The organism is Serratia nevei (assembly GCF_024160145.1).
Taxonomy (GTDB): Bacteria; Pseudomonadota; Gammaproteobacteria; order Enterobacterales; family Enterobacteriaceae; genus Serratia; species Serratia nevei_A.
This window is the reverse complement of the sequence record NZ_JAMYWQ010000012.1, coordinates 121,515-133,275: the sequence shown is the minus strand read 5'-3', so window position 1 is coordinate 133,275 and position 11,761 is coordinate 121,515. Positions and strand designations below refer to the sequence as shown.

The window sequence follows — 11,761 nt, the reverse complement described above, 5'->3', positions numbered from 1 at the left end:
GAAAACGTAAAGGCCTTCATTCTGCCGGAAAAAAGAAAGCACCGAAGATATGATCGTTCGGTGCTTTATGTTCCGCCTAAATATCCATTCAGCTATAAGTCACGTGAGGCTTAAGTGAACGGCATTACTGCGACGCAGGGCTTTTTCATCAGGGGAGGGCGATTACGCCGCGACCGGCGAGGCCGCGACGCGGGCCGGAGCCGGCTCGCCAATCGGCAGCACGGTGCGGCCGTATTGCTCGTTGAGCACTTCGGCCATCGCCAGGTAAATGGCGCTGGCGCCACAGATGATGCCTTCATAGCCGGCGAAGGTCAGCAGCGCGTGGTTGCCGGTCATGTTACCGACGGCGAGCAGGGCGAACAGCAGCGTCAGGCTGGCAAACACGAACTGCAGCACGCGGTTGGCGCCCAGGGTGCCGAAGAACATGAACAGGGTGAACACGCCCCACAGCGCCAGGTAGATGCCCAGCACGTGCGCCTCGGTGGCTTCAGCCAGGCCCAGGCGCGGCAGCAGCAGCAGGCCGACCAGGCTCAGCCAGAAACTGCCGTAGGCGGTGAAGGCGGTCATGCCGAAGGTGTTACCCTTCTTGTATTCCAGCAGGCCGGCCAGGATCTGGGCCAGGCCACCGAAGAAAATCCCCATGCTGATGATGGCGGAGTTCAGTGGGAAAAAGCCCGCGTTGTGCAGGTTCAGCAAGACGGTGGTCATCCCGAAGCCCATCAGGCCGAGAGGGCCGGGATTCGCCAACTTGTTGGTGTGCATAAGTCCTCTGCGATAACAGAAAATTAACGGAAACAGCGAAGTAAAATAATAAATGGTCTGAATGGCCAAAAAATCGAAGTTTTCCATCAGAGCGCGCGCATCATAATGATCCCTGCCGCAGGAAACAATGATCTCAATGACGATAAAAAAAGAATTTTTTTTCGCCTTGCCCCTTGATGCCGGGTTGGATGGCCCCATCTTATTTGCAACCGCAGTTGCTGACCGCGGGCCGCACTGAGATATCGGGCAGTTGAAAAGCAAGAAATCGCCCGCATATAGGTTAGCAACCTGACTGATTATGAATTTTTTAGTGGAGACGTTTAGATGGGCAAAATTATCGGTATCGACCTGGGTACTACCAACTCTTGCGTAGCAATTATGGATGGTGCCAAGGCACGCGTGCTGGAAAACGCCGAGGGCGACCGCACTACTCCTTCTATTATCGCATATACCCAGGACGGTGAAACTCTGGTTGGCCAGCCGGCTAAGCGTCAGGCAGTGACCAACCCTGAAAACACCCTGTTCGCCATCAAGCGCCTGATCGGTCGCCGCTTCCAGGATGAAGAAGCACAGCGCGACAAAGCGATCATGCCGTACAAAATCGTCGAAGCCGACAACGGCGACGCCTGGCTGGAAGTGAAAGGCCAGAAAATGGCTCCGCCGCAGATCTCTGCGGAAGTGCTGAAGAAAATGAAGAAAACGGCGGAAGATTACCTGGGCGAACCGGTAACTGAAGCGGTTATCACCGTGCCGGCTTACTTCAACGACGCCCAGCGTCAGGCGACCAAAGACGCCGGCCGCATCGCGGGCCTGGAAGTAAAACGCATCATCAACGAACCGACCGCTGCGGCCCTGGCCTACGGCCTGGACAAAGAAGTCGGCAACCGTACCATCGCGGTTTATGACCTGGGCGGCGGTACTTTCGATATCTCCATCATCGAAATCGACGACGTTGACGGCGAAAAAACCTTCGAAGTGCTGGCGACCAACGGTGACACCCACCTGGGTGGCGAAGACTTCGACAGCCGTCTGATCAACTACCTGGTGGAAGAGTTCAAGAAAGATCAGGGTATCGATCTGCGCAACGATCCGCTGGCGATGCAGCGTCTGAAAGAAGCTGCCGAGAAAGCGAAGATCGAACTGTCTTCCGCTCAGCAGACCGACGTTAACCTGCCATACATCACGGCAGACGCGACCGGTCCAAAACACATGAACATCAAAGTGACTCGCGCCAAACTCGAGTCGCTGGTTGAAGATCTGGTTGCGCGCTCTATCGAGCCGCTGAAAGTAGCGTTGAAAGACGCAGGCCTGTCGGTTTCCGACATTCAGGACGTGATCCTGGTGGGCGGCCAGACCCGTATGCCAATGGTGCAGAAGAAAGTTGCAGATTTCTTCGGCAAAGAACCGCGTAAAGACGTGAACCCGGACGAAGCGGTTGCCGTGGGTGCTGCGGTACAGGGCGGCGTGTTGGCCGGTGACGTGAAGGACGTTCTGCTGCTGGACGTGACCCCGCTGTCGCTGGGTATCGAAACCATGGGCAGCGTGATGACGCCGCTGATCACCAAAAACACCACGATCCCGACCAAGCACAGCCAGGTGTTCTCTACCGCAGAAGACAACCAGTCTGCGGTAACCATCCACGTGCTGCAGGGTGAGCGTAAGCGTGCCAGCGATAACAAATCTCTGGGCCAGTTCAACCTGGACGGCATTCAGGCGGCACCGCGCGGCATGGCGCAGATCGAAGTGACCTTCGATATCGATGCCGACGGCATCCTGCACGTGTCTGCCAAAGACAAGAACACCGGTCGTGAGCAGAAGATCACCATCAAGGCATCTTCTGGCCTGAACGAAGACGAAATCCAGAAAATGGTGCGCGACGCCGAGCTGAACGCTGAAGCCGACCGCAAGTTCGAAGAGCTGGTGCAGACACGCAATCAGGCGGATCACCTGATCCACGGCACGCGCAAGCAGCTGGAAGAAGCGGGCGACAAACTGCCGGCGGAAGACAAAACGGCGATCGAAGCGGCGCTGAAAGATCTGGAAGCGGCGGTGAAAGGCGAAGATAAAGCCGAGATCGAAGCGAAGACCCAGGCGCTGGTGCAGGTTTCCGGCAAACTGCTGGAAATGGCTCAGGCGCAGCAGGCTCAGCAGGGTGCTGACGCCGGCGCGGACAACGCGGCGCAAAAAGACGACGACGTGGTTGACGCCGAGTTCGAAGAAGTTAAAGACAAAAAATAATCGCCCTTAAGCGGGCACGGGGCGGCCGAGATGCCGCTCCCGGAAACCAGCACGGGCGTCGAGGCAACTCTGCGCCCGTGCACGCATGTTAAGGGTAAGCGAAAGAATGGCGAAGAAAGACTATTACGAGATTCTCGGCGTCAGCAAGACGGCGGATGAACGTGAGATCAAAAAGGCGTACAAACGCCTGGCGATGAAATACCATCCTGACCGCAACCAGGAACAAGACGCCGAAACCAAGTTTAAAGAAGTTAAAGAAGCTTACGAAGTGCTGACCGACGACCAGAAACGCGCGGCCTACGACCAGTATGGGCACGCGGCCTTTGAACAGGGCGGCATGGGCGGCGGCGGTTTTGGCGGCGGCGCCGACTTCAGCGATATCTTTGGCGACGTGTTTGGCGACATCTTCGGCGGGGGCCGCCGTCAGCGCGCCAGCCGCGGTTCCGATCTGCGCTATAACATGGAGCTGACCCTCGAGGAAGCGGTACGTGGCGTCACCAAAGAGATCCGCATCCCGACGCTGGAAGAGTGCGACGTCTGCCATGGCAGCGGCGCCAAGCCGGGCAGCTCGCCGGTGACCTGCCCAACCTGTCACGGTCAGGGCCAGGTGCAGATGCGTCAGGGCTTCTTTACCGTGCAGCAGGCGTGTCCACACTGCCATGGCCGCGGTCAGATCATCAAAGATCCGTGCAACAAGTGCCACGGCCACGGCCGGGTAGAGAAATCCAAAACGCTGTCGGTGAAAATTCCGGCCGGCGTCGATACCGGCGACCGCATCCGCCTGGCGGGTGAAGGTGAAGCCGGCGAGCACGGCGCACCGGCGGGCGATCTGTACGTTCAGGTACAGGTGAAGGCGCACCCGATCTTCGAGCGTGAAGGCAACAACCTGTACTGCGAAGTGCCGATCAACTTTGCCATGGCGGCGCTGGGCGGCGAGATTGAAGTGCCGACGCTGGACGGCCGGGTGAAACTGAAGGTGCCTTCGGAGACCCAAACCGGCAAGCTGTTCCGCATGCGTGGCAAGGGCGTGAAATCGGTGCGTGGCGGCAGCCAGGGTGACCTGCTGTGCCGCGTGGTGGTGGAAACCCCGGTCAATCTGAACGACAAGCAGAAGCAACTGCTGCGTGAGTTGGAAGAGAGCCTGGGCGGCCCGTCCGGCGACAAGAACAGCCCGCGTTCGAAGAGCTTCTTCGACGGGGTGAAAAAGTTCTTTGATGACCTGACTCGCTAACCTGCTGTTTCTGTTGGCTTATGTATCAACCCCGGGCGCTTTTCCCGGGGTTTTATTTGCGCGTTACCCCGATAACTCCCTATAAATAATGTGACTTATTCGTGCTTTTAATCGGTTTTTACGAGTTATTTAGCATTTATAAACTGATTTTTTCGAGCTAAAACCCCATCTATACTCACTTCATGACTGTTTTGGCAGGGCGCCAGGCCTTGCACAGATTTGGAGAGACGTATCGTGACCAACATCATTCGTCAATTTTTACGTCAGGAAGCCGCAGGCGGCATCATCCTGATCGCGGCGGCGATCGTTGCCCTGATCATGGCCAATACCCCGGCGCAGGGGGTCTATCAGGCATTCCTTAACCTGCCGGTAATGGTGAAGATCGCTTCGCTGGAGATCGCCAAGCCGCTGCTGCTGTGGATCAACGACGGCCTGATGGCTATCTTTTTCCTGGTGGTGGGGCTCGAGGTCAAGCGCGAGCTGATGCAAGGCTCGCTGTCCGGGCGCGACAAGGCGGTGTTTCCGGCGATCGCCGCGCTGGGCGGCATGCTGGCGCCGGCGCTGATTTACCTGCTGTTCAACGGCGCGGATGAAGTCACCCGCCAGGGCTGGGCGATCCCGGCCGCGACCGACATCGCCTTCGCGCTGGGCGTGATGGCGCTGCTGGGCAACCGCGTGCCGACCAGCCTGAAAGTGTTCCTGCTGGCGTTGGCGATCATCGATGACCTGGGCGTGATTATCATCATCGCGCTGTTCTACACCCACGAAGTGTCGATGGTGGCGCTGGGCGTGGCGGCGGCGGCGACGGCGCTGCTGGCGGTGATGAACTGGCGTGGCGTGGGCAAGACCTCGCTGTACATGATGGTCGGCCTGGTGCTGTGGGTGGCGATCCTCAAGTCCGGGGTGCACGCGACGCTGGCCGGGGTGATCGTCGGCTTTATGATCCCGCTGAACGTCAAGAAGGGGCCGTCGCCGTCGGAGACGCTGGAGCATGAGCTGCACCCCTGGGTGGCGTTTATGATCCTGCCGCTGTTCGCTTTCGCTAACGCCGGGGTCTCACTGCAGGGCGTATCGCTGGAAGGGTTGACGTCGTTGCTGCCGGTAGGGATTGCGGCTGGCCTGTTTATCGGCAAGCCACTGGGGATTTTCCTCTTCAGCCTGCTGGCGGTGAAAATGGGCATCGCCCGCTTGCCTGAGGGCATCGGCTTCAAACAGGTGTTTGCCGTTTCGGTGCTCTGTGGTATTGGTTTCACCATGTCGATTTTCATCGCCTCGCTGGCGTTCGGCGATGCGGATGCGGCGCTCAGCACCTATTCCCGCCTGGGGATCCTGTTGGGCTCCACCGCTGCGGCGGTGGCGGGGTACGGATTGCTGCGTCTGGCGTTGCCGCGCGTGCGTTAATCCTGCGTGTGCCCGATAAGGGCACATAATAAAATGGCTGGTCGGAGCTGTGCGGTATAAAATGTGTACAGATTCGACCGTTCTTGGTTGGGACTAATGGGGCTATACGTTGTCTGAAGCAGGGAAAGGAAGTTTGTCGCTCGTCACGGCACACCGTTTGCCGCTGCGAAACGTTGTTAAGGAGAGCCGCTCGTGAGGATGTCGCATATCAACTTTAATCACCTTTACTATTTCTGGCAGGTCTGTAAGGCCGGTTCCGTGGTCGGCGCCGCCGAAGCGCTGTTTCTGACGCCGCAGACCATCACCGGCCAAATCAAGGCGCTGGAAGAACGGTTGGACGGCAAGCTGTTCAAACGCCAGGGGCGCGGGTTGGTGCCTTCGGAGCTTGGGCAGCTGGTATTTCGCTATGCCGACAAGATGTTTATGCTCAGCCAGGAAATGCTGGATATCGTCAACTACCGTAAAGAGTCCAACCTGTTGTTCGACGTCGGCGTGGCGGATGCGCTGTCGAAACGGCTGGTCAGCCAGGTGCTGGAAACGGCGGTGGTGGTGGACAACGAACAGATCCACCTGCGCTGCTTTGAATCGACGCACGAGATGCTGCTGGAGCAGCTCAGCCAGCACAAGCTGGATATGATCCTGTCGGATTGCCCGGTAGACTCCAGCCAGCAGGAAGGGCTGTTCTCGCTGAAGCTGGGCGAGTGCGGCATCAGCTTCTTCTGCCGCCAGCCGGCGCCGGAACTGCCGTTCCCGGCCTGCCTGGAGCAGCGTAAGCTGCTGATCCCCGGCCGCCGTTCGATGCTGGGGCGCAAGCTGCTCAACTGGTTCAATACGCAGGGCATTCAGGTGGAGATCCTGGGCGAATTCGACGATGCGGCGCTGATGAAGGCTTTCGGCATGTACCACAATGCGATCTTCGTGGCTCCGACGCTGTATGCGCAGGATACCTACAACGATGACAACGTGGTGGAGATTGGGCGCATCGACAGCGTGCAGGAGGAGTATTACATCATCTTCGCCGAGCGCATGATCCAGCACCCGGCGGTGCAGCGCGTGTGCAACAAAGACTTTTCGGCGCTGTTTTCCTGCTAGCGGTTCACTGAACGCAGGGCGTAAAAAAACCGGCCTAGGCCGGTTTTTTTATCAAGCAGATAACGAAATGCTTATTGCATTGCGTTGATGCGTGCAGTCAGGTTTGACTTATGACGCGCTGCTTTGTTTTTGTGGATCAGGCCTTTAGCTGCCTGACGGTCCACCAGTGGTTGCATTACCAGGAATGCATTTTGTGCTGCTTCTTTGTCGCCAGCTGCGATAGCTGCGTCTACCTTCTTGATGAAGGTACGCACCATTGAGCGACGGCTTGCGTTATGCTTGCGGCGTTTCTCAGACTGTACGGCGCGTTTCTTAGCTGATTTGATATTAGCCAAGGTCCAACTCCCAAATATATTCTATTGAGGACAATTCAAAGGCCGAGGAATATGCCCTTTTAGCCTTCGTTTGTCAATGGATTTGTGCAAATAAGCGCCGTTTGTACAGGCGGCACTCGCTACGTTGTGATGGCGCAGGATTTTACCAGCTTCGCTCTTGGGAATACAGTGTTTCGCGAGAAAATTCGCCAATGTTTTGCCGCGGCGGACGCAAGCCGTTGGCCGCGGTCGAGAATCGGCCCGGCGGCGCCGGATAAACTGCGGCGAAGCCGTTTCACGTGCAGATTATCTCCGGTATGGTGTGTCTATTACACAAAGGCACCAATCGCGGGTTAACCTTACCGGCTGTACAAGGTATAATCCGCCGATTTCCACTGTTTTGAGCCAGCTATGGAGCTAATTCGCGGCATTCACAATATCCGGGCGCGCCACCATGGTTGCGTGCTCACCATCGGCAACTTTGACGGCGTACATCGCGGTCATCAGGCGTTGCTGGAGCAGTTGAAGCAACAAGGGCAACGCCTCGGGCTGCCGGTGATGGTCATGATCTTTGAGCCGCAGCCGCTGGAGATGTTCGCCGCAGACAAGGCGCCGGCCCGGTTGACGCGCCTGCGCGACAAGGCCAACTACCTGGCGCAGGCGGGCGTCGATTACCTGCTGTGCGTCAAGTTCGATCCGCGTTTTGCCGCCAACACCGCGCAGGCGTTCGTTGCCGAGCTGCTGGTGGAAAAACTGGGCGTCAAATTCCTGATGGTGGGGGATGATTTTCGCTTTGGCGCCGGGCGCCAGGGCGATTTTCCGCTATTGCAGCAGGCCGGAAAAGAGTACGGTTTCGAGGTGGTCAGCACCCCGACCTTCCGCGAAGGCGAGCGGCGAATCAGCAGCACCGCGATCCGCACCGCGCTGAGCGAGGACGATCTGCCGCTGGCGGAGACCCTGCTGGGCCACCCGTACAGCATCTCCGGGCGCGTGGTGCACGGCGACGAGCTGGGCCGCACCATCGGCTTCCCGACCGCCAACCTGCCGCTCAAGCGCCTGGTGGCGCCGGTGAAAGGGGTGTATGCGGTGGACGTGTACGGCCTGGGGCCGCAGCCGCTGCCGGGCGTGGCCAATATCGGTACTCGCCCGACCGTCGCCGGCGTGCGCCAGCAGCTGGAAGTGCATCTGCTGGATGTCACAATGGATCTTTACGGGCGCCATATTGAGGTGGTGCTTCGCGCAAAATTGCGCAATGAACAACGGTTTGCTTCGCTCGATGCCCTGAAGCAGCAAATCGCCAATGATGTGGTGACGGCCCGGAAGTTCTTCGGGCTACAGACACCGGTTTAATCTCTATAGCCGAAAACGGAACCGAGAATCTAATGAGTGACTACAAGAATACCCTGAACTTGCCGGAAACAGGGTTCCCGATGCGCGGCGACCTCGCCAAGCGCGAACCTGGCATGCTGCAACGTTGGTATGAACAGGATCTGTACGGGATTATTCGTACTGCCAAAAAGGGCAAAAAAACCTTCATTTTGCATGACGGCCCTCCGTATGCGAACGGCAGCATTCACATTGGTCACTCGGTTAACAAGATTCTCAAAGACATTATCATCAAGTCGAAAGGGATGGCCGGCTTCGACTCGCCTTATGTGCCAGGTTGGGATTGCCACGGCCTGCCGATCGAACTGAAGGTTGAGCAGCTGTACGGCAAGCCGGGCGAGAAGCTGACGGCGGCCGAGTTCCGCCAGAAGTGCCGCGAGTACGCGGCCGAGCAGGTTGAAGGCCAGAAGAAGGACTTCATCCGCCTGGGCGTGCTGGGCGACTGGGATCGCCCATACCTGACCATGGACTTCAAAACCGAAGCCAACATCATCCGCGCGCTGGGCAAGATCATCAGCAACGGCCACCTGCTGAAAGGCGCCAAGCCGGTTCACTGGTGCACCGACTGCGGATCGTCGCTGGCGGAAGCGGAAGTGGAGTACTACGACAAGACTTCGCCGTCGATCGACGTGAGCTTCCATGCGGCCGACGCGGCTGCCGTGGCGGCCAAGTTCGGCGTGAGCAACTTCAGCGGCAACATCTCCCTGGTGATCTGGACCACCACCCCGTGGACCCTGCCGGCCAACCGCGCGATCTCGCTGCACCCGGACTTCACCTATCAGCTGGTGCAGGTTGATGGCCAGTGCCTGATCCTGGCGGCCGAGCTGGTGGAAAGCGTGATGAAACGCGCCGGCATCACCGAATGGACGGTGCTGGGCAGCTGCAAAGGCGCCGATCTGGAACTGCTGCGCTTCAAACACCCGTTCATGGACTTCGACGTGCCGGCGATCCTCGGCGAGCACGTGACGCTGGACGCCGGTACCGGTGCGGTGCACACCGCGCCAGGCCACGGCCCGGACGACTTCGTGATCGGCCAGAAATACGGCCTGGAAGTAGCCAACCCGGTAGGGCCGAACGGCTGCTACCTGACCGGCACCTACCCGCTGCTGGACGGCAAATTCGTCTTCAAGGCCAACGATCTGATCGTCGACCTGCTGCGTGAGAAAGGCGCGCTGCTGCACGTCGAGAAGTTCCTGCACAGCTATCCGTGCTGCTGGCGCCACAAGACGCCGATCATCTTCCGCGCCACGCCGCAATGGTTCGTCAGCATGGATCAGAAAGGCCTGCGTCAGCAGTCGCTGGAAGAGATCAAAGGCGTGCAGTGGATCCCGGACTGGGGCCAGGCGCGCATCGAAATGATGGTGGCCAACCGCCCGGACTGGTGCATCTCGCGTCAGCGCACCTGGGGCGTGCCGATGTCGCTGTTCGTGCACAAAGAAACCGAGCAGCTGCACCCGCGCAGCGTTGAGCTGATGGAAGAAGTGGCCAAGCGCGTCGAGCAAGACGGCATTCAGGCCTGGTGGGATCTGGACGCGGCCGACATCCTCGGCGCGGAAGCTGCCGACTACGTGAAAGTGCCGGATACGCTGGACGTGTGGTTCGATTCCGGTTCCACCCACGCCTCGGTGGTCGACGTGCGTCCTGAGTTCCAGGGCCACAGCGCCGACATGTATCTGGAAGGTTCCGACCAACACCGCGGCTGGTTCATGTCATCGCTGATGATCTCCACCGCGATGAAAGGCAAGGCGCCTTACAAGGAAGTGCTGACCCACGGCTTCACCGTCGACGGCCAGGGCCGCAAGATGTCCAAGTCGATCGGCAACACCGTCAGCCCGCAGGACGTGATGAACAAGCTGGGCGGCGACATTCTGCGTCTGTGGGTGGCGTCGACCGATTACACCGGCGAAATCGCGGTCTCCGACGAGATCCTCAAGCGTTCCGCCGACTCTTATCGCCGTATCCGCAACACCGCGCGCTTCCTGCTGGCCAACCTGAACGGGTTCGAGCCGAGCACCGACTGCGTGGCGCCGGAAGATATGGTAGTGCTGGATCGTTGGGCGGTCGGCCGTGCGCTGGCGGCGCAGCAGGATATCGAACAGGCTTACGCCAACTACGATTTCCATGAAGTGGTGCAGCGTCTGATGCAGTTCTGCTCGGTCGAGATGGGCTCCTTCTACCTGGATATCATCAAGGATCGTCAGTACACCGCGAAGAGCGACAGCGTCGCCCGCCGCAGCTGCCAGACCGCGCTGTATCACATCGTGGAAGCGCTGGTGCGCTGGATGGCGCCGATCATGTCGTTCACCGCAGACGAAATCTGGGGCTTCATGCCGGGCAAGCGCGCGCAGTACGTGTTCACCGAAGAGTGGTACGATGGCCTGTTCGGCCTGGCGGAAGGCGAACCGATGAACGACGCCTTCTGGGCGGAGCTGCTGAAAGTGCGCGGCGAAGTGAACAAGGTGCTGGAGCAGGCGCGTGCCGACAAACGTCTCGGTGGTTCGCTGGAAGCGGCGGTAACGCTGTATGCCGACAGCGAGCTGGCGGCGCGCCTGAACAGCCTGCAGGATGAGCTGCGCTTCGTGCTGCTGACCTCTGCGGCAAGCGTTGCGCCACTGGCGGATGCGCCGGCCGACGCTCAGGCTTCCGAGCTGCTGAAAGGGTTGAAGATCGCCTTCAGCACGGCGCCGGGTGAGAAGTGCCCGCGCTGCTGGCATTACACCACCGATATCGGCCTGGTGGCGGAACACGCAGACATCTGCGGCCGCTGTGTGAGCAACGTCGCCGGTGACGGCGAGAAGCGTAACTTTGCCTGAGAACTCGCGCCTGATGAGTAAATCAATTTGTTCGACCGGCCTGCGTTGGCTGTGGGTTGTGGTGGCGGTGCTGGCGCTGGATTTCGGCAGCAAGCAGTGGATCCTCGCTAACTTTACGCTGGGCCAGTCCCAGCCGTTGATCCCGTCGTTCAACCTGTTTTACGCGCGCAACTACGGCGCTGCGTTCAGCTTCCTGGCCGACCATGGCGGCTGGCAGCGCTGGTTCTTCGCCGGCATCGCCATCGCCATCGTTGCGGTGCTGCTGGTGATGATGTACCGCAGCACTGCGCAGCAGAAGCTGAACAACATCGCCTACGCCTTCATTATCGGCGGGGCGCTGGGCAATCTGTTCGATCGCCTGTGGCACGGTTTTGTGGTCGATTTCATCGACTTCTACGTCGGTGACTGGCACTACCCGACCTTCAATCTGGCGGACAGCTTTATCTGCGTGGGCGCGGCGATGATCGTGCTGGAAGGTTTCCTGTCGCCGGCGAACAAAGGCGCAAAGAGTAAAGGTGAGTAAT

General features: G+C 59.1%; 9 protein-coding genes. 7 read left to right on the top strand and 2 right to left on the bottom strand.

Annotated elements, in window-relative coordinates:
* Positions 1 to 162: 162 nt before the first annotated feature.
* Positions 163 to 762, bottom strand: coding sequence for an acetate uptake transporter (satP, locus tag M6G53_RS11220; protein WP_253331316.1), 600 nt, complete (start codon positions 760 to 762; stop codon positions 163 to 165).
* Positions 763 to 1,086: 324 nt separating this feature from the next.
* On the opposite strand from satP, the gene dnaK reads away from it, so the two are divergent.
* The 4 genes from dnaK to nhaR all read left to right on the top strand — a co-directional run bounded on the left by dnaK (position 1,087) and on the right by nhaR (position 6,724).
* Positions 1,087 to 3,000, top strand: coding sequence for a molecular chaperone DnaK (gene dnaK / locus M6G53_RS11215; RefSeq protein ID WP_004932972.1), 1,914 nt, complete (start codon positions 1,087 to 1,089; stop codon positions 2,998 to 3,000).
* Positions 3,001 to 3,106: 106 nt separating this feature from the next.
* Entirely contained in the window at positions 3,107 to 4,231 is a 1,125-nt protein-coding gene (dnaJ, locus tag M6G53_RS11210; RefSeq protein WP_004932969.1) for a molecular chaperone DnaJ, read from the top strand.
* Between the two features lie 234 nt (positions 4,232 to 4,465).
* Entirely contained in the window at positions 4,466 to 5,632 is a 1,167-nt protein-coding gene (gene nhaA / locus M6G53_RS11205) for a Na+/H+ antiporter NhaA (RefSeq protein WP_253331314.1), read from the top strand.
* A gap of 192 nt (positions 5,633 to 5,824) precedes the next feature.
* Complete coding sequence (gene nhaR, locus M6G53_RS11200) at positions 5,825 to 6,724, top strand: transcriptional activator NhaR (protein WP_004932962.1); 900 nt, start codon at positions 5,825 to 5,827, stop codon at positions 6,722 to 6,724.
* A 71-nt stretch (positions 6,725 to 6,795) separates the two neighbouring features.
* Here the strand turns inward: nhaR and rpsT are convergent, their stop codons facing one another.
* Complete coding sequence (gene rpsT / locus M6G53_RS11195) at positions 6,796 to 7,059, bottom strand: 30S ribosomal protein S20 (protein ID WP_004932960.1); 264 nt, start codon at positions 7,057 to 7,059, stop codon at positions 6,796 to 6,798.
* Positions 7,060 to 7,449: 390 nt separating this feature from the next.
* On the opposite strand from rpsT, the gene ribF reads away from it, so the two are divergent.
* The 3 genes from ribF to lspA are packed head-to-tail and all read left to right on the top strand — an operon-like array spanning position 7,450 to position 11,760.
* Positions 7,450 to 8,388: a bifunctional riboflavin kinase/FAD synthetase gene (gene ribF / locus M6G53_RS11190; protein WP_253331312.1), complete on the top strand. Its 939-nt coding sequence runs from the start codon at positions 7,450 to 7,452 to the stop codon at positions 8,386 to 8,388.
* Between the two features lie 32 nt (positions 8,389 to 8,420).
* Positions 8,421 to 11,237 (top strand): isoleucine--tRNA ligase, encoded by a 2,817-nt coding sequence (ileS, locus tag M6G53_RS11185; RefSeq protein ID WP_253331305.1) that lies wholly within the window; start codon positions 8,421 to 8,423, stop codon positions 11,235 to 11,237.
* A 13-nt stretch (positions 11,238 to 11,250) separates the two neighbouring features.
* Entirely contained in the window at positions 11,251 to 11,760 is a 510-nt protein-coding gene (gene lspA / locus M6G53_RS11180; protein ID WP_049198169.1) for a signal peptidase II, read from the top strand.
* Position 11,761: the final 1 nt, after the last annotated feature.

Excerpts from the sequence above, each read along its gene's own strand:
- ileS (WP_253331305.1), top strand. The coding sequence starts at position 8,421 with ATGAGTGACTACAAGAATACCCTGAACTTGCCGGAAACAGGGTTCCCG.
- dnaJ (WP_004932969.1), top strand. The coding sequence starts at position 3,107 with ATGGCGAAGAAAGACTATTACGAGATTCTCGGCGTCAGCAAGACGGCG.
- satP (WP_253331316.1), bottom strand. The coding sequence starts at position 762 with ATGCACACCAACAAGTTGGCGAATCCCGGCCCTCTCGGCCTGATGGGC.
- dnaK (WP_004932972.1), top strand. The coding sequence starts at position 1,087 with ATGGGCAAAATTATCGGTATCGACCTGGGTACTACCAACTCTTGCGTA.
- ribF (WP_253331312.1), top strand. The coding sequence starts at position 7,450 with ATGGAGCTAATTCGCGGCATTCACAATATCCGGGCGCGCCACCATGGT.
- lspA (WP_049198169.1), top strand. The coding sequence starts at position 11,251 with ATGAGTAAATCAATTTGTTCGACCGGCCTGCGTTGGCTGTGGGTTGTG.